22 protein-coding genes and 1 pseudogene are annotated in these 25,789 nt (G+C 68.4%); 6 read left to right on the top strand and 17 right to left on the bottom strand.

Going from position 1 to position 25,789, the window contains the following annotated elements; all coding sequences use genetic code 11:
• Window positions 1-56 precede the first annotated feature (56 nt).
• Window positions 57-806, bottom strand: coding sequence for a glutamine ABC transporter substrate-binding protein GlnH (glnH, locus tag AD428_RS05160; RefSeq protein WP_053244430.1), 750 nt, complete (start codon window positions 804-806; stop codon window positions 57-59).
• Window positions 807-985: 179 nt separating this feature from the next.
• Between glnH and AD428_RS05155 the strand changes: the two genes are divergently transcribed.
• Entirely contained in the window at window positions 986-2,020 is a 1,035-nt protein-coding gene (locus AD428_RS05155) for a C45 family autoproteolytic acyltransferase/hydolase (RefSeq protein ID WP_053244429.1), read from the top strand.
• Between the two features lie 51 nt (window positions 2,021-2,071).
• Here AD428_RS05155 and AD428_RS05150 read toward each other — a convergent pair whose 3' ends face one another.
• The 3 genes from AD428_RS05150 to nudC all read right to left on the bottom strand — a co-directional run bounded on the left by AD428_RS05150 (window position 2,072) and on the right by nudC (window position 7,178).
• Window positions 2,072-5,695, bottom strand: coding sequence for a hydantoinase B/oxoprolinase family protein (locus tag AD428_RS05150; protein ID WP_053244428.1), 3,624 nt, complete (start codon window positions 5,693-5,695; stop codon window positions 2,072-2,074).
• A 54-nt stretch (window positions 5,696-5,749) separates the two neighbouring features.
• Window positions 5,750-6,259, bottom strand: a complete 510-nt coding sequence (locus tag AD428_RS05145) for a winged helix DNA-binding protein (RefSeq protein ID WP_053244427.1) — start codon at window positions 6,257-6,259, stop codon at window positions 5,750-5,752.
• Between the two features lie 157 nt (window positions 6,260-6,416).
• On the bottom strand, window positions 6,417-7,178 hold the full coding sequence (gene nudC, locus AD428_RS05140) for an NAD(+) diphosphatase (RefSeq protein ID WP_053244426.1): 762 nt from the start codon (window positions 7,176-7,178) through the stop codon (window positions 6,417-6,419).
• A gap of 256 nt (window positions 7,179-7,434) precedes the next feature.
• Here nudC and AD428_RS05135 point away from each other — a divergent pair, with 256 nt between their 5' ends.
• From AD428_RS05135 to AD428_RS05120, 4 genes are all read left to right on the top strand, one after another.
• On the top strand, window positions 7,435-8,409 hold the full coding sequence (locus AD428_RS05135; RefSeq protein ID WP_053244425.1) for a TRAP transporter substrate-binding protein: 975 nt from the start codon (window positions 7,435-7,437) through the stop codon (window positions 8,407-8,409).
• A 7-nt stretch (window positions 8,410-8,416) separates the two neighbouring features.
• Window positions 8,417-8,917: a TRAP transporter small permease gene (locus AD428_RS05130; protein WP_053244424.1), complete on the top strand. Its 501-nt coding sequence runs from the start codon at window positions 8,417-8,419 to the stop codon at window positions 8,915-8,917.
• Window positions 8,910-10,211, top strand: a complete 1,302-nt coding sequence (locus AD428_RS05125) for a TRAP transporter large permease (RefSeq protein ID WP_053244423.1) — start codon at window positions 8,910-8,912, stop codon at window positions 10,209-10,211. Before AD428_RS05130 ends, AD428_RS05125 begins: the two co-directional genes overlap by 8 nt.
• Window positions 10,212-10,437: 226 nt before the next feature.
• Window positions 10,438-11,508, top strand: coding sequence for a porin (locus AD428_RS05120; protein WP_053244422.1), 1,071 nt, complete (start codon window positions 10,438-10,440; stop codon window positions 11,506-11,508).
• Window positions 11,509-11,564: 56 nt separating this feature from the next.
• Here AD428_RS05120 and AD428_RS05115 read toward each other — a convergent pair whose 3' ends face one another.
• The 13 genes and pseudogenes from AD428_RS05115 to AD428_RS05055 all read right to left on the bottom strand — a co-directional run bounded on the left by AD428_RS05115 (window position 11,565) and on the right by AD428_RS05055 (window position 24,753).
• Complete coding sequence (locus tag AD428_RS05115; RefSeq protein ID WP_053244421.1) at window positions 11,565-12,272, bottom strand: ABC transporter ATP-binding protein; 708 nt, start codon at window positions 12,270-12,272, stop codon at window positions 11,565-11,567.
• A gap of 7 nt (window positions 12,273-12,279) precedes the next feature.
• The gene (locus AD428_RS05110) at window positions 12,280-13,002 is read right to left on the bottom strand and encodes an ABC transporter ATP-binding protein (RefSeq protein WP_053244431.1); all 723 of its coding nucleotides are present in this window, start codon (window positions 13,000-13,002) and stop codon (window positions 12,280-12,282) included.
• On the bottom strand, window positions 12,983-13,966 hold the full coding sequence (locus AD428_RS05105) for a branched-chain amino acid ABC transporter permease (RefSeq protein WP_053244420.1): 984 nt from the start codon (window positions 13,964-13,966) through the stop codon (window positions 12,983-12,985). The genes AD428_RS05110 and AD428_RS05105 overlap by 20 nt, the downstream gene beginning before the upstream one ends.
• 7 nt (window positions 13,967-13,973) lie before the next feature.
• Window positions 13,974-14,825, bottom strand: coding sequence for a branched-chain amino acid ABC transporter permease (locus AD428_RS05100; RefSeq protein WP_053244419.1), 852 nt, complete (start codon window positions 14,823-14,825; stop codon window positions 13,974-13,976).
• 48 nt (window positions 14,826-14,873) lie between these two features.
• Window positions 14,874-16,124 carry an ABC transporter substrate-binding protein gene (locus AD428_RS05095; protein WP_053244418.1) on the bottom strand — a complete coding sequence of 417 codons (1,251 nt, stop codon included), beginning with the start codon at window positions 16,122-16,124 and terminating at the stop codon, window positions 14,874-14,876.
• A 225-nt stretch (window positions 16,125-16,349) separates the two neighbouring features.
• On the bottom strand, window positions 16,350-17,156 hold the full coding sequence (locus AD428_RS05090; RefSeq protein ID WP_053244417.1) for a putative hydro-lyase: 807 nt from the start codon (window positions 17,154-17,156) through the stop codon (window positions 16,350-16,352).
• Between the two features lie 104 nt (window positions 17,157-17,260).
• On the bottom strand, window positions 17,261-18,172 hold the full coding sequence (locus tag AD428_RS05085) for a LysR family transcriptional regulator (RefSeq protein WP_053244416.1): 912 nt from the start codon (window positions 18,170-18,172) through the stop codon (window positions 17,261-17,263).
• Between the two features lie 57 nt (window positions 18,173-18,229).
• On the bottom strand, window positions 18,230-19,579 hold the full coding sequence (locus tag AD428_RS05080; protein WP_053244415.1) for an amidase: 1,350 nt from the start codon (window positions 19,577-19,579) through the stop codon (window positions 18,230-18,232).
• Window positions 19,580-19,702: 123 nt separating this feature from the next.
• The gene (locus AD428_RS05075; RefSeq protein WP_053244414.1) at window positions 19,703-20,386 is read right to left on the bottom strand and encodes a DUF2848 domain-containing protein; all 684 of its coding nucleotides are present in this window, start codon (window positions 20,384-20,386) and stop codon (window positions 19,703-19,705) included.
• Between the two features lie 66 nt (window positions 20,387-20,452).
• Complete coding sequence (locus tag AD428_RS05070; protein WP_053244413.1) at window positions 20,453-21,736, bottom strand: TRAP transporter large permease; 1,284 nt, start codon at window positions 21,734-21,736, stop codon at window positions 20,453-20,455.
• Window positions 21,733-22,353, bottom strand: coding sequence for a TRAP transporter small permease subunit (locus tag AD428_RS05065; RefSeq protein ID WP_053244412.1), 621 nt, complete (start codon window positions 22,351-22,353; stop codon window positions 21,733-21,735). Before AD428_RS05065 ends, AD428_RS05070 begins: the two co-directional genes overlap by 4 nt.
• A 73-nt stretch (window positions 22,354-22,426) precedes the next feature.
• Window positions 22,427-23,472: pseudogene (locus AD428_RS05060) on the bottom strand (TRAP transporter substrate-binding protein).
• Window positions 23,473-23,856: 384 nt separating this feature from the next.
• Window positions 23,857-24,753 carry a LysR family transcriptional regulator gene (locus AD428_RS05055; protein ID WP_053244411.1) on the bottom strand — a complete coding sequence of 299 codons (897 nt, stop codon included), beginning with the start codon at window positions 24,751-24,753 and terminating at the stop codon, window positions 23,857-23,859.
• 110 nt (window positions 24,754-24,863) lie between these two features.
• Between AD428_RS05055 and AD428_RS05050 the strand changes: the two genes are divergently transcribed.
• On the top strand, window positions 24,864-25,789 hold a 926-nt coding region (locus AD428_RS05050), incomplete at its 3' end, for a dihydrodipicolinate synthase family protein (protein ID WP_053244410.1).

Here is a 25,789-nt window from a genome sequence, read left to right as displayed (position 1 = left end):
CCTGCCGGGCCGGGGCGCCGGCCCCGCATGGGCCGGCGGCTCGGTTCAGGACGCGCTCAGGGCTTCTTGCCGAACCACTTCTCGTAGATGGCGTCGTACTGGCCGTTGGACTTGAGCGTGGCCAGCGCCTGGTTCACCTTGGGCACCAGGTCGCTGCCCTTGGGGAAGGCGATGCCGTAGAAGTCGCCGCTCTTGACCGTGCCCACCACTTTCACCCGGCCCTTGCCCGCCGTGTTGGCGTAGTACTGGACGTTGGGGGTGTCGTGCACGGCGGCGTCCACGCGGCCCGTGGCCAGCTCCAGGTAGGCGTTGTCGATGTTGGGAAAGAGCTTCAGCTTGGCGTCGGGCACCTGCGACTTCATGAAGTCCACGGTGGCCGTGCCGGTCTTGACCGCGACGGTCTTGCCCGAGAGCGACTGGGCGTCCTTGATGTCGGTGTTCTTGTCGCTCACCAGGATGGCCAGCCCGCTTTCGTAGTAGGGGTCGGAGAAGTCGATGACCTTCTTGCGGTCGTCGCGGATGGTGATGCCGGCCAGCGCCACATCGATGTTCTTGGTCTGCAGGCCCGGAATGATGCCGTTGAAGTCCATGGGCTGCAGCTTGTACTTGAGCTTGAGCTCCTTGGCGATGGCCTCCCACAGGTCGATGTCGAAGCCCGTGTAGGTATTGCCTTTCTTGAACTCGAAGGGCACGAACGCGGTGTCGGTGGCGACGACCAGTTCCTTGCCCTGCGCCTGCGCGCCGGGAGCGCCGAACAGGAAGGCCGACATGCCGAGCAGCGCCACGGCGATGTTGCGTTTGATCATGAAACTCTCCTCTGCGGGGACCGTCCATGCGGAACCCCGCGGTGATGGTGGGGCATGATTCCTGGGCCGCATCGCGCACGGCAACGCGCGCAGCGACTTACCGGCGATCTTAACGCATCCGTCCCCGCGCGGCAGCGGCGCGTTGAAATTACAATCCAGATGACCTCCGGAGAATCCCCATGGCCTACAAGTACGTGCGCATCGCCGGAAGCCGGCGCGAAACCGGCATCGCCCTGGGCAAGCTCGCCCGCCCTCTCATGGACGCCTATCTCGACCAAAGCCCCACCTGGGAGGCGCTGCGCCCGTGGCGCGGCCATCCGTTCCTGCAGACGCTGGGCGACCAGGCGCGGCAGTCGCTGCCGGCCGTCTGGGAAGAGCTCGAAGGGCTGGCCGAGGGGATGCGCCTGCCGCTCGAAGACGTGCTGCTCTGGAACTGCCGGGGCGACCTGCTGCACAAGACCACCGACGGCTGCACCTCGGTTGCGCTCAAGGCGGCCGACGGCTCGCGCTGGATCGCGCACAACGAAGACGGCGACCCCTTCCTGTATGGCCGCTGCCACCTGGTGGACGTGGCGCTCGACGACGCGCCGGGCTATGTCAGCTTCTACTACCCGGGCTCCCTGCCCGGCCATACATTCGGCGCCAACCGCGCCGGCCTGGTGCAGACCATCAACAACCTGCGCACGCGCCAGCGCCAGCCCGGCGTGCCCCGCATGCTGGTGGCGCGCGCGGTGCTGGACTGCGCCACGCTCGACGACGCGCTGGCGCTGCTCGACAGCCTGCCGCACGCCGGGGGCTTTCACCACCTGCTGGGCAGCGCCCACGACGAACGGCTGCTCAGCGTGGAGGCCATGCCGGGCCTGACCTCCGTGCTGGAAACCGGCGCCCGCTACGGCCATGCCAACCACATGGTGCACGCCGACACCACCGGCCAGCTGCAGGTCGTGACCGACTCGTCCCGCGCGCGCCAGCACCGCATCGAGCGCATCGTGGACGGCTGGTCTCCCGGCGCGGGCAGCGACGATCTGCTGGCGGCCCTGTTCGACACCGAGGGCGAGCTGCCCATCCTGCGCACCGGCGCCGACGACCCGGACGAGGAAAACACCCTGGCCACGGCGGTGTTCGAAATCCGCGAAGCCGAGGTCACGCTGCGCGTGTACGACCGCAAGACGCGGGCGGACATCGCGCTGGACGTCATGTCCGACCCTCAATAAGGCCCGTGCGCCGCGGCGGCCCGGGGAGCCGCCGCGCAACGCATTCGCCGCCTACGCCTCGCCGTAGCCTCCGCCTCCGGGCGTCTCCACCACGAACACGTCGCCCGCGCGCAGCTGGGCGCTGTCCTGCGGCCCCAGCGAGGTCACCGTGCCGTCGGCGCGCTCCACATAGTTGCGCCCCAGTGCGCCGGGCCCTCCGCCCGCCAGGCCGAACGGGGCGTAGCGCCGGTTGTTCGACAGGATGGCCGCCGTCATGTCTTCCAGGAAACGGACGCGGCGCACTCCGCCGTCGCCGCCGCGATAGCGGCCCGCGCCGCCGGATCCATGGCGGATCTCGTATGACTCCAGCCGCACCGGGAAGCGGAACTCCAGCACTTCCGGATCGGTCAGGCGCGAGTTCGTCATGTGCGCCTGCACCACCGACGTGCCCGCGAAGCCCTCGTCGCGCGGCCCGCACGCATCGATGCGCACCGGCCCGGCGCCGGTGCCGCCCGAGATGGTTTCGTAGTACTGGTAGCGCGCGTTGCCGAAGGTGAAGTTGTTCATGGTGCCCTGGCTGGCCGCCAGCACGCCCAGCGCGCCGTACAGCGCATTGACGATGCACATGGACGTTTCCACGTTGCCCGCCACCACCGAGGCCGGCGGGTTCGGGCGCAGCATGGACCCTTCGGGCAGGATGATCTCCAGCGGCACCAGGCATCCGTCGTTGAGTGGAATGTCGTCGTTGACCAGCGTGCGAAACACGTACAGCACGGCGGCCACCGCGATGGCGCCGGGCGCGTTGAAATTGTTCTCCAACTGCGGGGACGTGCCGGTGAAATCCACCACGGCGCTGCGCGCCTCGCGGTCCACGCGCACGGCCACGCGGATCACCGCGCCGTTGTCCAGCGGGTATTCGTAGCTGCCGTCGCGCAGCACGGAAATCACGCGCCGCACGGCCTCCTCGGCGTTGTCCTGCACATGCCCCATATAAGCCCGCACCACCTCCAGGCCGAAGTGGTCGCACATGCGCAGCAGCTCCTGCACGCCCTTCTCGTTGGCGGCGATCTGGGCATGCAGGTCGGCGATGTTCTGGTCCGGATTGCGCGCCGGCCAGCGGCCCGAGCCCAGGATCTCGCGCGCGGCCTGCTCGCGGAACTCGCCGTTCTTCACGAGCTGGAAATTGGTGAAGAGCACGCCTTCGTCTTCCACCGTGCGCGAATCGGGCGGCATGGAGCCCGGCGTGGTGCCGCCGATGTCGGCATGGTGCCCGCGCGACCCCACGTAAAAGAGGATGTCCCTGCCCGCGCGGTCGAACACCGGGGTAATCACCGTGACGTCCGGCAGGTGCGTGCCGCCGTGGTACGGGTCGTTCACCACATAGGCGTCGCCCGGCATCATGCGGCCGCGGTTGGCGTTCATGACGGTGCGCACCGATTCGCCCATGGAACCCAGGTGCACCGGCATATGCGGGGCGTTGGCGATCAGGCGTCCCTGCGCATCGAAGATCGCGCACGAGAAGTCCAGGCGCTCCTTGATGTTGACCGAATACGCCGTGTTCTGCAGCCGGTAGCCCATCTGCTCGGCGATGGACATGAACAGGTTGTTGAAGACTTCCAGCATGACCGGGTCGGCCTGCGTGCCCACGGCCCGGCGCTCGGGACGCGCCTGGACGCGGCGGATCACGAAGTGGTCCTGCGCCGTCAGCTCGGCGCGCCAGCCCGGCTCGACCACGGTGGTCTGGTTGGGCTCCGAGATGATGGCCGGGCCCGCCACCGCGTCGCCGCCCGTCATGTCTTCGCGCACGTAGAGCGGCGTGTCGCGCCACGCGCCCGCGCTGTACATGCGGACCGTGCCGGCGCGCGCCAGCGGGCCTTCGCGGCGGCGCGCGGGCGGCGCCTCGCGCACCGGCTCGCCGCCGCCGGTGGCTTCGACCGAAATCGTCTCCACCACCAGCTCGCGGTCGGGCATGAGGAAGGAATAGCGCTGCCGGTAGCCCGCCTCGAAATCCCGGCGCACCTGCGCCAGCGTGGAATACGGCACCTCCAGCGCGGTGTCGGTGCCACGGTATTTCAGGTGCAGGCGGCGCTGCACGCGGATGTCGTTCTCGGCCACATGCTGGCGGCGCAGCTCGCCCGCCGCCTGTCCGGCCAGCGCATCCAGCTCCGCCTCCAGTTCCTGCATGAGCGCTTCGTCCAGCACTTTCTCGACCGTCTTCTGGCGGATGTCGGTCTGGTCGGCCAGGCCCATGCCGTAGGCCGACAGCACGCCGCCCAGCGGATGCGCGAAGACGGTGGTCATGCCCAGCGCGTCGGCCACCAGGCAGGCGTGCTGGCCGCCCGCCCCGCCGAACACCGTGAGCGCATACTCTGTCACGTCGTGGCCGCGCTGCACCGAAATGCGCTTGATCGCCTCGGCCATGTTGCCCACGGCGATCTCGAGAAAGCCTTCGGCCAGTTGTTCGGGCGTCATCTCTCGCCCGGTGGCTTCGCGCACCTCGCGCGCCATGTCGGCAAAGCGCCGCTGCACCACGTCGCGGTCCAGCGGCTCGTCGGCGTTCGGGCCGAACACCCGGGGAAAGAAGTCGGGCTGGATCTTGCCCAGCAGCACGTTGCAGTCGGTCACGGCCAGCGGCCCGCCGCGCCGGTAGCAGGCCGGCCCCGGATTGGCGCCCGCGGAATCCGGGCCCACGCGCAGGCGCGCGCCGTCGAAATGCAGGATGGAGCCGCCGCCGGCCGCCACGGTGTGGATGCTCATCATGGGCGCGCGCATGCGCACGCCGGCCACCAACGTCTCGAATTCGCGCTCGAATTCGCCCGCATAGTGCGACACGTCGGTGGAGGTGCCGCCCATGTCAAAGCCGATGACCTTGGGAAAACCCGCGGCCTCGCTGGTGCGCACCATGCCCACGATGCCGCCGGCCGGCCCCGACAGGATCGCGTCCTTGCCGCGGAAGCGGTGCGCGTCCGTCAGGCCGCCGCTGGATTGCATGAACATGAGGCGGATGCCCGGCAGCTCGCTGGCGACCTGGTCCACATAGCGCTTCAGGATGGGCGACAGATAGGCGTCCACCACCGTGGTGTCGCCGCGCGACACGTACTTGATGAGCGGGCTGACCTCGTGCGAGGCCGATATCTGGGTGAAACCGATCTCGCGCGCGATGCGCGCGGCGCGCTGCTCGTGCCCGCCGGCGTGCCAGGCGTGCATGAAGACGATAGCCACCGCGCGGATGCCGCGGTCGTAGGCCGCCTGCATGTCGCGCCGCAGCGCCTCCTCGTTGAGCTCGCGCACCACCGAGCCGTCGGCCGCCACGCGCTCGTCGGCCTCCACCACCTCCTCGTACAGCATCTCGGGCAGCGCCACGTTGCGGTCGAACAGGCGCGGCCGGTTCTGGTAGGCGATGCGCAGGCCGTCGCGGAATCCCCGCGTGGTCACCAGCAGCGTGCGTTCGCCCTTGCGCTCGAGCAGCGCGTTGGTAGCCACGGTGGTGCCCATCTTGACGCATTCCACCCGCTCGGCGGGCACGGGCTCGCCGGGCGCGAGGCCCAGCAGCTTGCGGATGCCCGCCACCGCGGCGTCGCGGTACTGCTCGGGGTTTTCCGACAGCATCTTGGCGGTGCTCATGCCGCCGTCGGGACGGCGCGCCACGATGTCGGTGAACGTGCCGCCACGGTCGATCCAGAATTGCCACTTCATGAATAATTCCTCGGAAACAGGGGAAACGCCGCGTCGCGGCGCGTTGGAGGCGAGTTAGAGGGAGGTGGCCGCCCGCGCGGCCTGGTCGTACAGGCCCGACAGCGCGCGCAGCGCATGGGCAAGCTGGCGGCTGAATTCCAGCCCGCCGCTGCCCGGCGCCTCCAGGCCGGAGGTCAGGCATTGCTCGCGGATCTCGGCATAGCGCTGGATGATCTGCGCGCCTTCCGGCGTGACGCTGTAGAACACCTCTTTGCCGCTGCGCTGGCCGCGCACCATGCCCAGCCGCTCCAGCTTCTTGAGCGAATAGCTGACGATGTGGGTGTCCTCGACGTTGAGCGTGAAGCAGATGTCCGCCAGCTTTTTGGGCCGCTGGCGGTGATAGACGTGGTGCACCACCATCACGTCGGTGGGGGTCAGGTCGGGCAGTCCGGCCGCGGCCATGCACCGCACCGTCCAGCGGTTGAAGGCGTGGCTGGCGATCATGAGACCGAATTCCACTTCCGACAGATCCGGCGCGCTGCCGCCCGCGAGATGGGCGGAAGACGCAATGAGGGGCTTGGCCATGAGGGCGTGCGATGCGAATTCAGATTCGCAGAATACTAATAATTTATCGATGTTTTCTCAATAAAAAATCATTGTACGGCGGACCGGATCACCGTTTTCGAGGGTAATCCCCAGGATGCCGCGGGTATCGCGGCGACGTGGAGGGCCGGGCGGAGATTCAGGCGGCGGCCCAGGCGGCGGGCATGTGGGCGCGGATCAGCGAGCCCGCGATGGAAATGCGCGGCGCGATCGGCGGCATGGCGTCGCCCGGCCCGAACCAGCGCGCGTCGGCGATTTCTTCCGGCTGCACGCGGATGTCGCCCGAAACGTAATCGGCCGTGAAGGCCACCATGAGCGAATGCGGAAACGGCCAGGGCTGGCTGCCGAAGTAGCGCAGGTTGCCCACTTCCAGCCCCACCTCTTCGTAGACCTCGCGATGCACCGTCTGCTCGATGCTCTCGCCCGGCTCGACGAAACCGGCCAGCGCCGTGTAGCGCGTGGCCGCGACGGCCGCGTGGCGAGCCAGCAGGATGTGGTCGCCGCGGCGCACCAGCACCATCATGGCCGGCGAAATGCGCGGATACGCGGAGAAGCCGCAGGCCGGGCAACGCATGCAGAACTCGGCCGCGGCGCGCTGCATGGGCGCGCCGCAGGCGCCGCAATAGCGGTGCGTGCGGGCCCATTCCGCGATCTGGTAGGCGCGGCCGGCGAGCGCGATGCGCTGGTCGTCGAATTCGCCGAACAGGCTGCGCAACTTGCGAAAGACGTAGCCGTCGGGCGCTTCGAGCTGCGGCGGCACGTGCGCCGTGCGATAGGGCGAGCCCTGCTCCAGCCAGACCGGCTCCAGCGACACTTCCAGGCGGGCGCAGACTTCCTCATCGGGAAATCCGCCGGCGTCCAGGCGGACCAGCAATTCGTCGCGGCGAAATATGAAGTTCACGGATGTCCCATGTGCAAGCGCGTCAATGGCGGAATCTTAGAAAAAAACGCGGCGGCCTGCACGGCCCCGTCCGCGCGCCGGCGACGGCCGCGCATCCTAGGAATTACCCGTAATTGCGTGGACTCGCGGCCCTGTGCGCCCATCCGGCAACATAGAATGGCAGCGCTTTTTGCAGCGCGCCGTTTGCGCCGCCCTTTGTTTCGCAATGCCCGCGGGCGTCCGCCCGCCTTCACCCATTTGCAGAGAAGGACCGTCCATGTACAAGAAAATCTCGCTGCTGGCCGGCAGCGTCGTCCTGGCTTTCAGCGCGGGGGCCCAGGCCCAGACCAAGTGGGACTTGCCCAGCGCCTATCCCGCCAGCAACTTCCACGTCGAGAACCTGAACACCTTCATCAAGGACGTGGACACCCTGTCGGGCGGCAAGCTGAAGATCACGCTGCACAACAACGCATCGCTGTACAAGGCGCCTGAAATCAAACGCGCCGTGCAGGGCAACCAGGCCCAGATCGGCGAGATCCTGCTGACCAACTTCGCCAACGAAGATCCGCTCTACGAACTGGATGGCCTGCCCTTCCTGGCCACGGGCTACGACGCCTCGTTCAAGCTCTACCAGGCGCAGAAGCCCTTCCTGGAGAAGAAGCTCGCCTCGCAGGGCATGATGCTGCTGTACGCCGTGGCGTGGCCGCCGCAGGGCATTTTCGCCAACAAGGACATCAAGCAGATCGCCGACATGAAGGGCCTGAAGTGGCGCGCCTACAGCCCCGTCACGGCCAAGATCGCCGAAATCGTCGGCGCGCAGCCCGTGACCGTGCAGCAGGCCGAGCTGGCCCAGGCCATGGCCACCGGCGTCATCGACTCCTACATGTCCTCGGCTTCCACCGGCTACGACACCAAGACCTACGAGTACATCAAGAAGTTCTACGACACGCAGGCCTGGCTGCCGAAGAACGCGGTCCTCGTGAACAAGAAGGCTTTCGACGCGCTCGACCCCGACACGCAGGCGGCGCTCAGGAAAGCCGGCGCGCAGGCGGAAGAGCGCGGCTGGAAACTCTCGCAGGAAAAGAACAAGTGGTACCAGCAGGAGCTCACCAAGAACGGCATGGAAATCATCCCGCCCACGGTGGAACTGAAGGAAGGACTGGGCGTGGTGGGCAAGCGCATGCTCGACGACTGGCTCAAGAAGGCCGGCGCCGACGGCCAGGCCATGATCGAAGCCTACCGGAAGCAGTGACATCGCCATGCGCCGTTTCCTGGATGGTCTTTATGGCGCGGCCGGCCTGCTGGCCGCGCTCTGCACCGTGGGCGTGCTGGTTTCCGTGCTGGCCGCCATCATCGCGCGCCAGCTCAGCCTGAACATACCCGGCACCGACGCCTATGCCGGGTATTTCATGGCGGCGGCGGGCTTTCTGGCCCTGGCCAGCACGTTCAAGCACGGCGAACACATCCGCGTGACGCTGGTGCTGAATGCGCTGGCGCCGGCCAACAGCCGCCGGCTGGACATCTTCGCGCTGGCGGTCGGCTGCGTGCTGGCCGCCGCCTTCGCCTACTTCAGCGCCAAGCTCGCCTACGATTCCTGGCAATTCAACGACATCTCCACGTCCAACGACGCCACGCCGCTCTGGATTCCCCACGTCAGCATGGCCGCGGGCACGGCGCTGTTCCTGGTCGCCCTGGTCGACGAGCTGGTCCGCCGCCTGCGCGGCTTCGCCGCCGCCACTTCGCAGCAAACCCATGAATGAAATCCTAGTCATCACCCTGCTCGTCGTCTCGATCTTCGCGCTGCTGGGCTGCGGCGTCTGGGTCGGCCTGACGCTGGCCGGCACCGCCTGGATCGGCATGGAGATCCTCTCCAGCCGCCCGGCCGGCGACGCCATGGCCGTCACTATCTGGGGCGCCGCCTCCAGCTGGACGCTCACCGCCCTGCCCCTCTTCCTGTGGATGGGGGAAATCCTGTTCCGCACGCGCCTGTCCGAAGACCTGTTCAAGGGGCTCGCTCCCTGGCTCAACCGGCTGCCCGGCCGGCTGCTGCACACCAACGTGATCGGCTGCGCGATCTTCGCCGCCGTGTCGGGTTCTTCGGCGGCCACCTGCGCCACGGTCGGCAAGATGACGATCCCGGAACTCACGCGCCGCGGCTATCCCGAGGAGAAGATCCTGGGCACGCTGTCGGGCGCGGGCACGCTGGGCCTGCTCATCCCGCCTTCGATCATCATGATCGTCTACGGCGTGGCGGCCGACGTGTCGATCGCCCGGCTCTTCATCGCCGGCATCGTGCCCGGCATCCTGCTGGCCCTGCTCTTCATGGGCCACATCGCCTGGTGGGCGGTCCGCAACCCCGGCGAGGTGCCGCAGGCCGACCCGGGCCTGACGCTGCGCCAGAAGCTCTCGCAGTCGCGCCACCTCATCCCCGTGCTGCTGCTGATCGGCGCCGTGCTCGGCTCGATCTACGCCGGCATCGCCACGGCCACCGAGGCCGCGGCGGTGGGCGTGGTGGGCGCGCTCATCCTGTCGGCGCTGCAGGGCTCGCTCACCCGTTCGAGCTTCATGCAGTCGCTGCTGGGCGCCACCCGGCTGTACTGCATGATCGCGCTCATCCTGGCGGGCGCGCAGTTCCTCACGCTGGCCATGGGCTATATCGGCCTGCCGCGCGCGCTGGCGGAATGGATCGGCGGGCTGGGACTGTCGCAGTTCTGGCTCATCATGGCGCTGATGGTGTTCTTCATCGTGCTGGGCTGCTTCCTGGACGGCATTTCCATCGTGGTGCTCACCATGGGCGTGCTGCTGCCCACGGTGCAGGCGGCCGGCATCGACCTGATCTGGTTCGGCATCTTCATCGTGTTCGTGGTGGAGATGGCGCAGATCACGCCGCCGGTGGGTTTCAACCTGTTCGTGCTCTCGGGCATGAGCGGGCGCGAACTGCCCTATATCGCGCGCGCCTCGCTGCCGATGTTCTTCCTCATGATCGTGGCCGTGCTGCTGCTGTACGCCATGCCCGGCATCGCCACCTGGCTGCCGCAGCACATGAAGCTCTGACGCGGGGACCGTGCCGGCCCCGCTCACGGGAAACGCGCCTTCGGGCGCGTTTCCCGTTTTCGGCGCCTGTAAACCCGGGAAAACGCCAAAGCCCTGATTGCCCCGAAACATTCGTAACTTTTTTAGAATCCCGGGGGCGTCCACGCTGCACCATGGCGGTGCGGCGTCCTGTCAGCGCCGGGCCGCGAACCTGGCGCATTCCAAGATTCCCCGAAGGAGCACTGATTTGAAACGCATCGCACTTTCCCTGGCCCTGGCGGGCCTCGGGCTGGCGGCCGGCACCGCCAGCGCCGAAACCAGCGTCACCCTGTACGGCATTGCCGACGTCAGCGTGCGCTACCTGAGCACCAGCTCGGGCAGCGTGGGCCAGGACGGCAGCCGCGTCTCGCTGGAAAACGGCGCCATCTCCAACAGCCGCTGGGGCCTGCGCGGCTCGGAAGACCTGGGCGACGGCATGCGCGCCTTCTTCCGCCTGGAAAACGGCTTCAACATGCAGAACGGCAATGCCTCGGCCTCGGGCAAGACCTTCGGGCGCCTGGCCTACGTGGGCCTGGACGGCGGCCAGATCGGCACCCTGACGCTGGGCCTGCAGAACACGGTCATGTTCGACCTGCTGGCCGACTATTTCGACCCGCTCACCGTCGGCAACTATGACCAGAACGCCTGGCTGCCGGCCGCCATGTCGCGCGTACGCAACAACAACACGTTCCGCTACGCCAACACGCTGGGCAATCTCGCCGTGATGGCGTCGTGGGCCAACGGCGACGAATGGGGCGACAAGAAGGCCGGCCAGCAGTACGGCGCCAGCCTGCGCTACACCCTGGGCCAGTTCGCCGTGGGCGGCGCCTACCAGTACACCCGCGCGGCCACCGATTCGGACCAGCGCCAGCGCGTCTGGAACCTGAACGCCTCCTACCAGTTCGACGGCGCCAAGGTCTTCGCCGGCTACTACAACGGCCGCGACGAGACGGGCTGGGTCAACGGCGTCATGGGCGGCACCACCACCGCCGCCCTGGACCGCCGCGACAACGGCTACTTCGCCGGCGTCACCTGGCAGGCCACGCCGCGCTGGGCCATCACGGGCGCGGCCTATTTCGACCGCAGCCGCAACGTGGTCGAGGAAGGCGACAAGGGCAAGCGCTACGCCCTGGTGGCCGTGGCCGAGTACTCGCTGTCCAAGCGCTCGCAGCTCTACGGCACCGTGGACTGGAACAAGGTGAGCGACGCGACCCGCGGCGAGATCGCGGGCAAGAGCAACCAGGTCGGCGCCGCCGTGGGCTTCCGCCACATCTTCTGATCGCCGCCGGGCAGGCACAGAGGGCGCGGGTCATCCCCGCGCCCTTTTCTTTTGCTTCACATGCCCAGGTAGGCTTTGCGAACCTCGTCGGAGGCGGCCAGTTCCGCGGCCGAGCCGGAGAGCGCGATGCGCCCGCTCTGCATCACATAGGCGCGCGAGGCCACCTCCAGCGCCTGCGCCATGTTCTGCTCCACGAGCAGCACGGAAAGCCCGCTTTCGCGGTTCAACGCCGCCAGCGCGTCGAACACCTGTTCGACCAGCAGCGGCGACAGGCCCAGGCTGGGCTCGTCGATCAGCAGCAGGCGGGGGCCGCTCATGAGCGCGCGCCCGATGGCAAGCATCTGCCGCTCGCCGCCGGACATCGTGCCCGCCAGCTGCGCGCGGCGCTCCTGCAGGCGTGGAAACAGCGCATACACCTGGTCCAGGCGCTGCCGGTACACGCTTTCGTCGCGCACGGTGTAGGCGCCCAGGCGCAGGTTCTGCTCCACCGGCTGGCGCGCGAAGACGCGCGCGCCCTCCGGAATCATGGCGATGCCCTGCACGACCAGCTTGTCGGGCGGCGTGCCGGTGATATCGCGCCCTTCGAAGACGACGCGGCCTTCTTTCGGGCGCACGGCGCCCACGATGGCCAGCAGCGTGCTGGACTTGCCCGCGCCGTTGGCGCCCAGCAGCGCGGTGATCCCGCCCTGCCGCACTTCCAGCGACACGCCCCGCACGGCCTGCACGCCGCCGTAGGACACGCTCAGGTTCTCGACTTGCAGCATCGGATGCTCAGGCACGGTGCTTTCTCCCCAGATAGGCTTCGATGACGGCGGGGTCGCGCACCACTTCCTGCGGGGTGCCCTGCGCGATCATCTGGCCGAAGTTCAGCACCAGCACGCGCTGCGCCAGCCGCATCACCACCTCCAGTACATGCTCCACGATGACCAGCGTGACGCCGGCGGCGTGGATGTTCTTCAGTATTTCCGCCAGGGCGATGGCTTCGGCCTGGTTGAGGCCGCCCGCCACCTCGTCCAGCAGCAGCATGCGCGGCTCGGTGGCCAGGGCGCGAGCCAGTTCCACGCGCTTCTGTCCCGCCACGTTCAGCTCGGCCGCCTTGACGCCGGCGCGGTCGGCCAGCCCCACCAGGTCGAGCACGCGCGTCGAAGCCTCGCGCGCGTCGGCCAGGCGCGGATGCCGCAGCAGCGCGCCCACCATGGCGTTCTCCAGCACCGTCATCTGGCCGAAACTGCGCGGAATCTGGTAGGTGCGCACCAGGCCCATGGCCGCCACCTGCTCGGGCTTTCTGCCCAGCATGGACTGGCCGTCGAACGTGACCGTGCCCGAGGTGGGCGCATGGTGCCCGACCAGCCCGTTGAAGAGCGTGCTCTTGCCCGCGCCGTTGGGCCCGATGATGGCGACGATCTCGCCCGCCCGCACCGAGAGCGAAATGTCCTTGTTGGCGACCAGCCCGCCGAAGCGCTTGGTCAGGTTCTTAACTTCTAGCAGAGCCATGCCGCCTCCCCAGAGTGACCAGGCCGCCCGGCAGGAACAGCGTAACGAGCAGGATGGCGAGGCCGAAAACGAGCAGATCCAGCCCCAGCCCCGAACTGCCCCACAGCACGCGCGTGCCCTCGGACAGCGGCAGCAGCAGCGCGGCGCCCAGCCAGGGCCCCAGCAGCGTGCCGACGCCGCCCAGGATGGCCACCAGCACTACCTGCACCGACATGGTGAGGCTGAACATGGATTCCGGATCGATGAATCCCACGTACATGGCGAAGAAGCCGCCCCATACGCCGGTCATCCCGGCCGACAGCACGAACGCCAGCATCTTGTAGCGGTCCGCCGGCACGCCCAGGCTGCGGGCGGCCGCCTCGTCGCCATTGATGGCGCGCCAGTAAAAGCCCGTCTTGGAGTGCACCAGGAAGTACGTCGCGCAGAACGTCAGGAACGCCAGCGCCACGGCAATCCAGTAGTACGGCACCTTGCCGCGGAACAGCAGCATCCAGGGCGCGTCGCCGATGGGCGCCTCCAGGCCCACCGCGCCGCCCGCCCAGTCCCAGTTGACCATCAGCAGCAGCCCGATCTGCAGCAGCGCGATGGTGGCCATGGCGAAGTAATGGCCCGACAGCCGCAGCGTAGGGCCGCCCACCAGCCAGGCCAGCAGCGCGCTGATCAGGCCGCCCAGCGGGATGCCGATGAGCGGCGTCAGCTTCAGGTGCTGCAGGAGCAGCAGCGTGGCGTAGCCGCCCACCCCCACGAACACACTGTGCCCGAAGGAAATGCGGCCCAGGAACCCCCCCACCAGGTTCCAGCACGCGCCCAGCGCGCCGAACATGATGGCCAGCAGCAGCACCTGGATGGTGAAGGCATCGGTCACCGCCAGCGGCACCGCCGCCAGCGCGACGGCGAGCGCCGCCGCCACGGCCAGCGGCCATTTGGGCGTGAGCGCCCGGGTTGTGTCGGTATGCGTCGTCATGGTCGTCTCACCACCGTCCGAACAGGCCGCGCGGGCGATACCACAGCACCAGCACGAACAGGATGAAAATGCTCACGGTCTTCAGGGCGGGCGCCACGAAATAGCCAGTCATGGCCTCGATGACGCCGATCAGCACGCCGGCGATGAATGCGCCCGGCAGCGAGCCGAAGCCGCCCATGCACACCGCCACGAAGGCCAGCAGGCCGAACACAGTGCCCACCGAGGGAAACACATAGAAGAACGTGGTGAGCAGCGCGCCGGCCAGGCCGACCGCCGCGCTGCCCAGCATCCAGACCTGGGCATTGACGCGGTCGGGCGAAATGCCCACGAACGCGGCAACCTGCCGGTCTTCCGCCACGGCCTGCAGGGCATGGCCCCAGCGCGTGCGGTACACCAGCACGAAGAGCGCCACCACGACCGCCAGCGCGACCAGGCCGGTCACGACCTGCGGGCGCCCCAGCGAGATGCCGGCGAACGACACGCTGCCGGACACCAGCGTGTCGGGCAGGCTGCGGTAATCCGGGCTGAACGCGATGAACGCGATCTGGCGCAGCACCAGCCCCAGGCCGAAGGTCGCCAGGATGACGGCCATGGGCGGCCCCTTCTGCAGGCGCCGGATGATCAGCGCATACGCCAGGAAGCCGACGAAGGCCAGCAGGATGGCGACCAGCGGCGCCGACATGGTGGGATCGAGGTGGCCCAGGGTGTAGAGCCAATAGGCGGCATACATGCCCAGCATCAGGAATTCGCCGTGGGCGAAATTGATGACGTCGGTAATGCCCCAGATCAGCGCCAGCCCCACCGCCACCGCGGCATAGATCAGGCCGTTGAACAGGCCTGCCGAGAGAGCTTCGAACATGGTTTGCTCCTGCGGCGGGGCCCCGCGCCCCGCCGCGGCGGTCGGGGTTTATTTCCAGGAGAACGGCAGCGTGGGCAGGGTCTTGTCGGCGCGGTATTTCTCCGGCCAGACGGTCTGGTAGGACGCGCCCTTGAGCTCCAGGATCAGGCCCGACCCCTTGGTGTTCTGGCCCTTCTCGTCGAATTTCACGCCGGCCCAGGGCATGGCCACCTGGCTGTCGTTCAGGTCGGTGGCGGCCAGCGCCTTGCGGATGGCTTCCGGGTCGGTCGAGCCGGCGCGGTTGATCGCGTCGGCCAGCACCAGCACGCCCTGCATGGAACGCGCGTTGTTGCCGTTCAGATCCTTGCCGGTCTTGGCGTGGTACATGTCGTTGATCTTCTTCAGGCCCGCCTTGGCGGCGGCCACGTCATTGCCCCACACGTCGCGCGTGAGCACGCCCTGCACCTGCGGGCCCACTTCCTGAACGAAGCGCGAGTCGATGAAACCGGCGTCGTTGGCCAGCAGCACCGGCGGCGCATACTTGCTCTCGCGCATGGTGCGCACGAACAGCATGGCGTCGGACGTGTAGCTCGCGAAGATCGCCACGTCGGGCTTGGCCGCCGCCAGCTTCTGCACTTCGGCCGTGACCGAGGCCGAGCCGGCGCTGTAGGCGATGTTGGCCACCACCTGCCGCTTGTACTGCTTGGCGAATTTCTCCACCGCCTTGTACGTGTTGACGCCGAAATCGGTGTTCTCGTACACCACCGCGATCTTGGCGGTGGGCACGGCCTTGATGCCGTCCAGGAACTGCATCATGTTCTCGACGAACGTGTCGTCGTTGGGCGAAGTGCGGAAAAACCACTTGTAGCCGCGCTCGGTCAGGTCGGGGCTGCTGGATTCGCCGTTCAGGTAGGGAATACCGCGCTGTTCGGCGATGCGGCTGGCGGTCTTGGTCACGGCCGACTGGTAGGCGCCCGTCAGGGCCACCACCTTCTCCTGGTCGATCAGGCGCTGGGCGTCGGCCAGGCCCACCTCGGGCTTGCCCTGCGAATCGCCGAACACGACCTCGATCTTGGCGCCGCCGAGCTTGGGCAGGCCGGCGCCGGCCGCCAGCGGTATGCCTTCCAGTTCGGGATGCGGGTTGTTGATGATGTCCACGGCCAGCTCCACCGCCGCCTTGATCTCGGCGCCGGTCGAAGCCAGCGCGCCGGAAAGCGGATAGATGGCGCCGATGCGCACGGTTTTGTCCTGTGCATGGGCGGACACCGCGGCCAGCATTGCCAGACCCGCGGCCACGCCCGCGACGAGCTTCATTTTCATTACGACACTCCTGGAAAAATCCAACACTGAAACGCACTGCTCTGCGCGGGATGCGGACCCCGTGCGGAACTTCCGGAAACGGGCCCGCGCGGCCCCTCGCCGCGAAGTCGGGAGGCCATGGCCCGGAAATGTTGTCGCCCTTGTTCCCCTTGTCCTTTTCTGGATCGTTTTGCAGGCACAACCGTTTTCCGGCCCGCCGCGGGTTTCGCCCGCGGCGGGCGTGAATCAAAGCACCGCCATGCGGCTGTTCACGAGATCCGTGACGAGCATGTGCCCCGGCGCGTGGGTAATGCAGAACTCCGGGCGCACCGCCGCCACCACGGACTGCGGCGTCACCCCGCAAGCCCAGAACACGGGCAGCTCGCCATCGCGGATCTCGACCGGATCACCATAATCCGGCTTGGCGATATCGGCAATTCCGATTAGCGAGGGGTCGCCGAGATGCACCGGCGCGCCGTGGACCGACGGAAAGCGCGACGTGACCTGGATGGCCCGGATGGCGTCGGCCGCCTTGAGCGGCCGCATCGACACCACGAGCTGGCCGCTGAACACGCCCGCCGGCTGCGTGGCGATGCTGGTGCGGTACATGGGCACGTTGCAGCCCTGCTCGATGTGGCGCACCGGCAGGCCGTTGTCCAGCATGGCCTCCTCGAAAGAGAAGGAACAGCCGATCAGGAACGACACCAGGTCGTCGCGCCAGTATTCGCGCACATCGGCCGGCTCGGCCACCAGCTCCCCGTTCTTCCAGACGCGGTAGCGCGGGAGGTCGGTGCGGATGTCGATGTCCCGGCCCAGTTCGGGCAGCGCCGGATTGCCGGGCTCGGACATCGCGAGCAGCGGACACGGCTTGGGATTGCGCTGGCAGAACAGCAGGAAATCCGCGGCCAGCGCCTGCGGAAGAATGGCCAGGTTGGCCTGGACGTGGCCGGGCGCGAGGTTGGCCGTGGGCCCGGTCCATTTGCCGCTGCGGGCGTCGAGCCGCGCCTTGCGCGCGAGTTCGACGCTGTTGATGGACGCGCCGGTCTTGGACATGCCGTACTTCCCCCTGAATCTGATCGTCGAGTGCGCACATTGCACCGCAGGTCGCGCCCTGCGTCTAATCACATCTTGCGATATGCCCCGATCAGAATTTCTTATCAGGGTTTTGCCGGATGGCGCCGCGCCTCGGCCTTGGCGATCTGCTGCGCGGCCCGGGCCACGGTGCGCGGAATCGCGCTGTCCGGCCCCTGCATCCAGCACGCCGTGTAATAGAGCGGCGGCAGCTCGGGCGCCTTGACGTCCAGCACGCGCAACTGCCCCTGCGTCAGCTCCGTGCCGAGAATGACCGGCGCGATGACGGCCGTGCCAATGCCGTCGATCGCCATGCGCACGATCACGCTGAGCGCCGAGCTGCCGTACATGCGCGGCGATTCCACGCCGGCCTGCTGCAGCAGCGTGCGCACGGCGCGGTGGGGTTCGGTGGTGGAAGAATAGGTAATGACCGGCCACTGCGCGAGCCGCTTGAGCGGAATCGGCGCGCGCCCCACCTTGAGCTTGGGGCTGGCCAGCCAGCTCAGGGGATACTGGCAGAGATATACGTTCTCGATACGCGGCTCTTCCATCGGGCCCAGCAGGAACGCGAGGTCGATCTGGCGCGAATTCAGCAGCGACTTGAGCGCCGTGGTGGTGTCGACCTGGATTTCCACCATGAGCGCGGGGTAGGCTTCGTGCAGGTACTCCATGAGGTGCGCGAGCCAGGTGTGCACGATGGTTTCCGACACGCCGAGCCGCAAGGTGCCGCTCATGACGCTCTTGGCGCGGGCGGCCTCCAGCATGTCGCCGCGCAGCTGCAGCATGCGCTCGGCGTGCGACAGCAGCTCGCGCCCCTTGGCGGTGAGCGAGATGCCCCGCACGTCGCGCTCGAACAGCTTGACGCCCAGGTCGGATTCGAGCGAAGCGATGCGCTGCGAGATGGCGGGCTGGGTGGCGCTGAGCTTCTCGGCCGCGGCGCGGAAGCCGCCCAGCGTGGCCACCCAGAAAAACGTCTCGATATTGCGCAGGTCGATCATGCGGTCGTTCCGTGGCGGTCGAAGCCGCCATCTTAGCGCCGCCGCGTCCGGCCGGGCTCAGCGGCCGGCGTACAGATCCTCCACCGCCATCCCGACGGCCAGGATGCGGCGGTCCGCGCCGTTGCTGCCCGCGATCATCAGGCCCACCGGCGCGCTGCCGGGCGCGTGGCAAGGCACCGACAGCGCGCAGCCGTCCAGGAAGTTGATGAGCGTGGGATTGCGCAGGATGAGGCCGTTGGCCGCGTAATAGGCCTCGTCGCTGGCGGCCAGGTCGGCCACCGGCGGCGCCACGATGGGCACGGTGGGCAGCACCAGGGCATCGTAGCCGGCAATGCGCCGGTCCACCGCCGCCACCCAGGCTTCGCGCGCATCCAGCAGGTCGAGATAGTCGGCCGCGCTCATGTCCTTGCCGCGCAGGATGCGCGACACCACGCGCGGGTCGTAGCGGCCGCCCGCCCGGGCGATGAGGTCGCGGTGCCAGGCCCAGGCTTCGGCAGCGGTGAATCCGCCCTTGGCGTTGATGCCGGCCAGCGCGGCGAACTCGGGCACTGCGATTTCCTCGACCAGCGCGCCGGCCGCCGACAGGCGTGCGAGCGTCTGGCGGAAGCTGTCGGCCACGTGATTGTCCATGGCGTCCAGCGCCAGCGTGGTAGGCACCGCCAGCCGCAGCCCGCGCAGCTGCGCGGGCTCGGGCGCGGGCGCGTTGTCGCCGGAGATAATGGCGTCCAGCGCCGCGCAGCACCGCACCGTAGGCGCGATGGGGCCGATGGAATCCAGGTTGGCCGACAGCGGCAGCACGCCCGCCATGGACACGCGCCAGGCGCTGGGCTTGAAGCCCGCCAGGCCGCACAGCGCCGACGGGATGCGCACCGAGCCGCCGGTGTCCGAGCCAATGCCGGCCACGGCCATGCCGTCGCTCACCGACACTGCCGCGCCCGAGGACGAGCCGCCCGGAATGCGGCCGGTGGCGCGGTCCCAGGGGTTGAGCGGCGTACCGTAATGGGGATTGATGCCCAGCCCCGAATAGGCGAACTCCGTCATGTTGGTGCGGCCCACGATGACCGCGCCGGCGGCGATCAGGCGGTCGACCACCACGGCGTTGTGCTCGGCGGGCGGTTCGCCCTCGCGCGCGACCGAGCCGGCCATGGTGGTTTCGCCCCTGACGTCGAACAGGTCTTTGATGCTCACCGGCAGGCCGTCCACCGCCGAGCGGCGCAGGCCCGCCTCGCGCAGCAGGTCGGAAGCGCGGGCCTGCGCGCGCGCCTGCTCCGCGTACACGCGGGTGAACGCGCGGGCGCCCTCGCCCGCCGGATCCCCGATCCGCGCCAGCGCTTCCTCGGTGAGTTCGATGGAGGTCTTGCGGCCCTCCTGCAGGGCCAGGTTCAGTTCGTCAAGGGTCGAAAGCATATGCGATTCCGTTGCCGCCGGGCGGCGTGAATGAGTCGGTTGCGCCCCGCAGCCGGAGCGCGGCGGGCTGCCGGAAGGCAGGCCATGCGCGGCCCGGGCCGCGCGGACCCCGGGCCGCCCGCGTCAGGCCACCACCGGCAGCGTCTCCACATGATAGCGGTGACGCAGGCTGCGCCGGCGGCGAGGATCGTGGAGTTCCATGGAAAAAACGGCCGAAGGGCGGATGCCGCCGATCGCGGCCACGGTGCCGCAGGTCATGCCCGTGCCCTCGGGCAGCATGGCCGCGCCGCCGGTGTAGCCGGCGATCAGGTCCTGGGGCGTGCGCAGCGAGGAGAGCGGCCCTTCCTGGTAGAGCACTTCGACGCCGTTTTCCACGATGCAGGCGCGGATGACCAGCTCGTCCCAGTGGCCGGCCACGTCGGCCAGGCGCCACGCGCTGCGCGCCACGGGCTTGACGCACGCCTGCTTGGACATCGCCACGCTGTAGGTTTCGAGCTTGCGGTCGGTGTGGTCGGAGGCGATGCTCACGTACATCTCGCCGCCGGCGCAGAACACGAAGGTTTCCACCTCGCCCGACGAATCGCCGCCCAGGGCCTGCACGCGCTCCTGCTGCGTGAGCTGGTTGTCGGCGATGCGGTAGTACAGCGGCACGCTGCTGGGCCTCGGCACGCCGATGGCTTCCAGTTCCTCGATGTGGTGCTCGATGGCGGCCATGTCGCGGCCGGCCCAGCCGGCCACGACCAGGTTGCGGATGTCCACCTCGACCTGGCGGGGCGGGGCGTCTTCGATATCGAATACGGCTTTCATGATGAGTCTGTCCTGCGGGAAAAAGAAGAAGGCGCGGCCGGACCGCGCCCGGAAGGAAACCGCCGATCAGCCGAACGCGCGCGGCATCCACAGCGCCACGTCCGGCCAGAACGCCAGGATCGCCAGCATCACGAACATGGCCAGCACGAACGGCAGGCTGCCCACGATCACCGCGGTCATGTTGCCGCTCTTGCGCAGGCTCTGGACCACGAAGAGATTCAGGCCCACGGGCGGCGTGATGAGCGCGGCCTCGACCAGGATGATGATCACGATGCCCAGCCAGATCGGGTCGTAGCCCAGCGCGATCATGATGGGCGCCACGATGGGAATGGTGGTAATCATCATGGACAGCGTTTCCATGAAGCAGCCCAGCACCAGGTAGAACACCACCACGATGAACAGCATCCACCCCGGCGACAGGCCCAGGCCGGTAATGGACTGCGTCAGCGCATCGGTCAGGCCGGTGGCCGACATGACGAAGTTGAGGAAGCTCGCGGCGATCACGATGAGCATGATCATGGCCGTGGAGCGCATGGTGCCCTCCACCACTTCGCGCAGCATGGACCAGCTCAGGCGGCGGAACCATGCGGCCAGGATCAGCGCACCCAGCACGCCCAGGGCGGCGGCCTCGGTGGGCGTGGCCAGCCCCGCGTAGATGGAGCCCACCACCAGGAAGAAAATGCCCAGCGGCGGCCCCAGGTGCACCAGGCTGGCGATGCGCTGCCCCCAGGTGGCGCGGATCTTCTTGCCGCCCCACTCGGGCCGGGCCACGCAGGCCAGGGCCACGGTCACCATGAAGAGCACGGCCATGGCAAGGCCCGGGATGATGCCGGCGAGGTACAGCTTGGGCACCGAGGAGTTGGTCAGCACGCCGTAGATCACCAGGTTGATCGAAGGCGGAATCAGGATGCCCAGCGTGCCGCCGGCGGCCAGGCTGCCCAGGAACAGCGGCTCGTTGTAGCCGTACTTCCGTATCTGCGGGATGGCCACCGTGCCTACCGTGGCGGCCGTGGCCACGCTGGAGCCGGAGGTCGCCGAGAACAGCGTGGAGGCGCCGATGTTGGCGTGCATCAGCCCGCCCGGCAACCACGACAGCCACAGGCTCATGGCGCCGTACATGCGCTCGGCGAAGCCGGCGCGCAGCAGCACCTCGCCCAGCATGATGAACAGCGGAATGGCGACCAGCAGGAACTCGTTGTTGGCGCTCCAGGAGATTTCCCCGATCGCGCGCGACAGGGGCAGCATGGAAAACAGCGGGTCCAGGATCAGGCCCAGCACGCCCAGGGCGGCGCCCACCGGAATGGAAATGCCGATCAGGACCAGCAGCAGCGTCAGCGCGGTGGCGATCATGCGGATTCTCCCCGGACCATGCGTTCGCCGGCGGCCGCTTCCTCGTCCGCCTCTTCCTGCGCCGAGCGCACGCCGCAGATCTGCTTGACCAGTTCGATGTCGCCGGTGACCAGCGCCGCCGAGGCGCGCGCCAGCATCAGCGCCACCGTCACGCACATCCACGCCAGCCCCAGCGTCCACAGGCCCTGCGGAATCCAGAGCGGCGTAGCCAGCGGCGTGTTGGCGGCGGACTTCTGGCTCCACGAGGCGGCCACCACGTCGTAGGCGTAATACGTCAGGCAGACCATGAAGACAGCCAGCGCCACCAGCGAGATCCAGTCCAGCAGCGCCGAGACGCGCACCGGCAGGAACTGGTAGAGCACGTCCACGCGCACGTTGGCGCGCTGCAGCGTGGCGAACGCCAGGGCCCAGGACGTGCTGATGGCGAAGGCGTAGCTCGACAGCTCGTCGGCGCCGCCGGTGGAGAACCCCAGGAACTTGCGCGCCAGTACGTCGAAGGAAATAAGCAGCACGCTGGCGATGGTGAGCGCGCCGCCGGCCCAGACGGCCAGCCGCGAAAAATGCTCGGCGCGCCGCAATAGTCCGCCCAGGAGGCGGAAATGTTCGGCTTGATTCATGAAAGAGAACCCCTGCGGGCGGAGCCCGCGTCATAACCAGCCGGCGCGCGGCGCGCGCCGGCCCCGCGCTTGCTTACTTGCTGGCGGTCAGGCCCAGCGTCTTGCCGATGGTGGCGTTGGAGTCCTTGACGCACTGCGCCGAGCAGCGGGCGGCCCACTTGGGCAGCACGGCTTCGCGGGTGACCTTCGCGAGCAGCTCGCGGTCGGCCTCGGTGGGCTGCACCAGCGTCATCTTGCCCTTGACGGGGTACGGGCAGGCGGCGGCGCCGGTGTTGCAGTCATAGCCTTCCTGCGTCTGGCGCGCGGCCGCGTCCCAGATGTTGTCCACCAGGGTCTTGATGTTGGCCTGCAGGAAGTCGCGCACCTTGGGGTCCAGCTTGTCCCAGGCCTTCTGGTTCACGGCGTGGATTTGCTGGTTCCAGTTGATGGGCAGCGCCACCAGGTGGGTAGACACCTCGTACCACTTGGCCGAATAGCCGGACAGCGAACCCGTGATGGCGCAATCGACCACCTTGTTCTGCAGCGCCGGCACCACTTCGCCGAACGCCATGGTCACGCTGGAGCCGCCCAGCGCCTCGACGAACTCGGCGGTGGTGCGGCTGCTGGTGCGCACCTTCTTGCCCTTGATGTCGGCCAGGCCCTTGATGTCGGCGTTGCAGAACAGCACCTGGGCCGGATAGGTGGAAATGCCCAGCAGCTTGACGTTGCTGCCCTCTCCGTAGATGCGCGCATAGACCGGCTCGAAGGCATCGGTGACGGCGCGCGCGTCTTGGCGTCCGGCGCCAGGCCGGCCAGGTCGATGGCCTCGTTGACCGGATTGTCGCTGGCGAAGTAGGCCAGCGTGGCGGTGCCGAACTCGATCACGCCCTGCGACATCAGGCGCAGCAGCTCGGGGCCCTTCAGGCCCATTTCGTTGAAGCCCTTGATTTCCGCCGTCACCTGACCCTTGGACAGCTCGGGAACGGTCTTGGTCCAGAACGGCTTTTCGTAGTCGTTGTAGGCCGTCAGGTTCGACAGGCCGCCCACCACCTTGAGGCGGGTCTTGGGCAGGTCCTGCGCACTTGCGGCGCCGAAGACCAGACTGGCGGCAAGGGCGGCGTAGGCAAGAGACTTCTTCATGGGCTAACTCCTGGCTGGCGGGATGGTCTGCCGCGCGCGGGTCCCCGTGGCCCCGGCGTCGCGCGGACGGATTGCCGGCGACCCGGACGCGGGGAGCGCGGCCCGCGGGCCCCGGCGCGCGGCCGGCGCCCTGCCCGGTTTTTCCCCCCGCGCCGTGTGCCCGGCGCGCTCTTTATCGTGTCGCGGCGCCATTGCACCGTCAGGCGCGGCGAGCGTCCAATCGTATGTTGCGATACGGGGGTATAAATTTTTCTTTGGTCTGGCCGCCGGCGGCGGCCGTCATCGCGCGCAAAGCCGCACCGGCTGCGGCTTTGCGCCGCACGGGCCGCCGCCGCGCCCGGCCCGCGCAAAGCCGGGCCGATGCGGGCGGGTTGGGGAAAACACCTAGCCGCCGTCGGTCTGCGCCGCCACCTTCTGCGCCATCTGCGCGATCAGGCGCGCCGCGTGGCTGTCCGGCCCCTGCACCCAGCTCGCGGTAAAGCTGAGCTCGGGCAGCGGGTCGGCCTGCACCTGCAGGATGCGCAGCTCGCCGCGCGCCAGTTCCTTGCCCAGGAACACCGGCGCGATCACGCTGCTGCCGATGGCGTCCAGCGTCATGCGCACCACCATCGACATCGAGGCGCTGCCGTACATGCGCGGCGCGGCCACGCCGGCGCGCGTCAGCATGTCGCGCACCACGCGGTATGGCGCGCTGTTGGAGGGATAGGTAATGATGGGCAGCCGCGCGATGCGGTCCAGCGTCAGCGGCTCCGGCCCCAGGTCCAGCATGGGGCTCGCCACCCAGGCCAGCGGATAGCTGCACAGGGGCAGGTTCTCGACCCGCGCCTCCAGCACCGGCCCCATCAGGAAGGCCAGGTCGATCTGGCGAGCCATGAGGTGCGAGCGCAGCACGTGCGTGGTGTCGACTTCGATCTCCAGCACCAGCGCCGGATAGGCCGCGTGAATCAGCTCGATCAGGGTGGGCAGCCAGGTCTGCACGATGGTTTCGGCCACGCCGATGCGAACGGTGCCGGTCATGACGTTCTGCTCGCGCGCCGCCTCGAACATGTCGCGGCGCACCTGCAGCATGCGCTCGGCGTGCGACAGCAGTTCATGGCCCTTGGCCGTCAGCTTGACGCCGCGCGCGTCGCGGTCGAACAGCCGCACGCCCAGGTCGGCCTCCAGCGCGGCAATGCGCTGCGACACCGCGGGCTGGGTGGTGTTGAGCTTATCCGAGGCCGCGCGGAAGCTGCCCAGGGTGGCCACCCAGAAGAATGTCTCGACGTTGCGTAGTTCGATCATGAGCCTGTGCCTTCGCGGCGAAGCGTGCGTGGGGAGCGCCTCGCGCCGGGCGTATTATCTCAGTGTCCCGCCGCGTTCGCGGCCGCGCCCGTTCCACCAGGAGACCCGCCATGCCCCTGACCGCCGACGCCCAGGGCGTCTACCCGATCGCCCCCACCCCGTTCTTCGACGACGGCCGCATCGACACCGCGTCGATCGACCGCATGATGGATTTCTACCACGGCTGCGGCGCCACCGGCCTGACCGTGCTGGGCCAATTGGGCGAGGCCCAGAAGCTCGAGCACGCCGAGTCGCTGGCGGTGGCCAGCCAGGTCATCGGCCGCGCCGGGGCCTTGCCCGTCATCGTGGGGGTATCGGCGCCGGGTTTTGCCGCCATGCGCGCGCTGACGCACGAGGTCATGGCGCGCGGCGCGACGGGCGTAATGATCGCGCCGCCCAACACGCTGCGCACCGACGACCAGATCGTGAACTATTACCGCCAGGCGGTGGAGGCCATCGGCGCGGACGTGCCGTTCGTGCTGCAGGACTACCCCCTCACCTTCTCCGTGCAGATGAGCCCCGGCGTCATCAAGCGCATCGTGACCGAGCTGCCTTCGTGCGTCATGCTCAAGCACGAGGACTGGCCCGGCCTGGAGAAGATCTCGACGCTGCGCGCCTACGAGAAGGCGGGCGAGATGCGCCATATTTCCATCCTCTGCGGCAACAACGGGCTGTTCCTGGACTACGAGCTCGAGCGCGGCGCCGACGGCGCCAACACGGGCTACTGCTTCCCGGACATGCTGTGCGACGTGGTGCGGATGGCGGCCCGGGGCGAACGCGAGGCGGCGCACGATCTCTTCGACGCCCACCTGCCCCTGCTGCGCTACGAACAGCAGCCCGGCGTGGGGCTGGCGGTGCGCAAGTACGTGCTGATGCGCCGCGGCATACTGGCCTCGGCGGCGCAGCGCAAACCCGCCGGCGCGCTGTCGGCGCAAGCCCGCCAGGAAGTCGATCACCTGCTCGGGCGTCTGGCCAGGAAAGATCCGCGCGCGGCCTC

The organism is Achromobacter sp. DMS1 (genome assembly GCF_001270295.1).
This window is presented reverse-complemented; position numbering and strand designations above follow the sequence as displayed.

Coding starts and splice junctions, on each gene's coding strand:
- glnH (WP_053244430.1), bottom strand. CDS start 806: ATGATCAAACGCAACATCGCCGTGGCGCTGCTCGGCATGTCGGCCTTC.
- AD428_RS05155 (WP_053244429.1), top strand. CDS start 986: ATGGCCTACAAGTACGTGCGCATCGCCGGAAGCCGGCGCGAAACCGGC.
- AD428_RS05150 (WP_053244428.1), bottom strand. CDS start 5,695: ATGAAGTGGCAATTCTGGATCGACCGTGGCGGCACGTTCACCGACATC.
- AD428_RS05145 (WP_053244427.1), bottom strand. CDS start 6,259: ATGGCCAAGCCCCTCATTGCGTCTTCCGCCCATCTCGCGGGCGGCAGC.
- AD428_RS05135 (WP_053244425.1), top strand. CDS start 7,435: ATGTACAAGAAAATCTCGCTGCTGGCCGGCAGCGTCGTCCTGGCTTTC.
- AD428_RS05130 (WP_053244424.1), top strand. CDS start 8,417: ATGCGCCGTTTCCTGGATGGTCTTTATGGCGCGGCCGGCCTGCTGGCC.
- AD428_RS05125 (WP_053244423.1), top strand. CDS start 8,910: ATGAATGAAATCCTAGTCATCACCCTGCTCGTCGTCTCGATCTTCGCG.
- AD428_RS05115 (WP_053244421.1), bottom strand. CDS start 12,272: ATGCTGCAAGTCGAGAACCTGAGCGTGTCCTACGGCGGCGTGCAGGCC.
- AD428_RS05110 (WP_053244431.1), bottom strand. CDS start 13,002: ATGGCTCTGCTAGAAGTTAAGAACCTGACCAAGCGCTTCGGCGGGCTG.
- AD428_RS05105 (WP_053244420.1), bottom strand. CDS start 13,966: ATGACGACGCATACCGACACAACCCGGGCGCTCACGCCCAAATGGCCG.
- AD428_RS05100 (WP_053244419.1), bottom strand. CDS start 14,825: ATGTTCGAAGCTCTCTCGGCAGGCCTGTTCAACGGCCTGATCTATGCC.
- AD428_RS05095 (WP_053244418.1), bottom strand. CDS start 16,124: ATGAAAATGAAGCTCGTCGCGGGCGTGGCCGCGGGTCTGGCAATGCTG.
- AD428_RS05090 (WP_053244417.1), bottom strand. CDS start 17,156: ATGTCCAAGACCGGCGCGTCCATCAACAGCGTCGAACTCGCGCGCAAG.
- AD428_RS05085 (WP_053244416.1), bottom strand. CDS start 18,172: ATGATCGACCTGCGCAATATCGAGACGTTTTTCTGGGTGGCCACGCTG.
- AD428_RS05080 (WP_053244415.1), bottom strand. CDS start 19,579: ATGCTTTCGACCCTTGACGAACTGAACCTGGCCCTGCAGGAGGGCCGC.
- AD428_RS05075 (WP_053244414.1), bottom strand. CDS start 20,386: ATGAAAGCCGTATTCGATATCGAAGACGCCCCGCCCCGCCAGGTCGAG.
- AD428_RS05070 (WP_053244413.1), bottom strand. CDS start 21,736: ATGATCGCCACCGCGCTGACGCTGCTGCTGGTCCTGATCGGCATTTCC.
- AD428_RS05065 (WP_053244412.1), bottom strand. CDS start 22,353: ATGAATCAAGCCGAACATTTCCGCCTCCTGGGCGGACTATTGCGGCGC.
- AD428_RS05055 (WP_053244411.1), bottom strand. CDS start 24,753: ATGATCGAACTACGCAACGTCGAGACATTCTTCTGGGTGGCCACCCTG.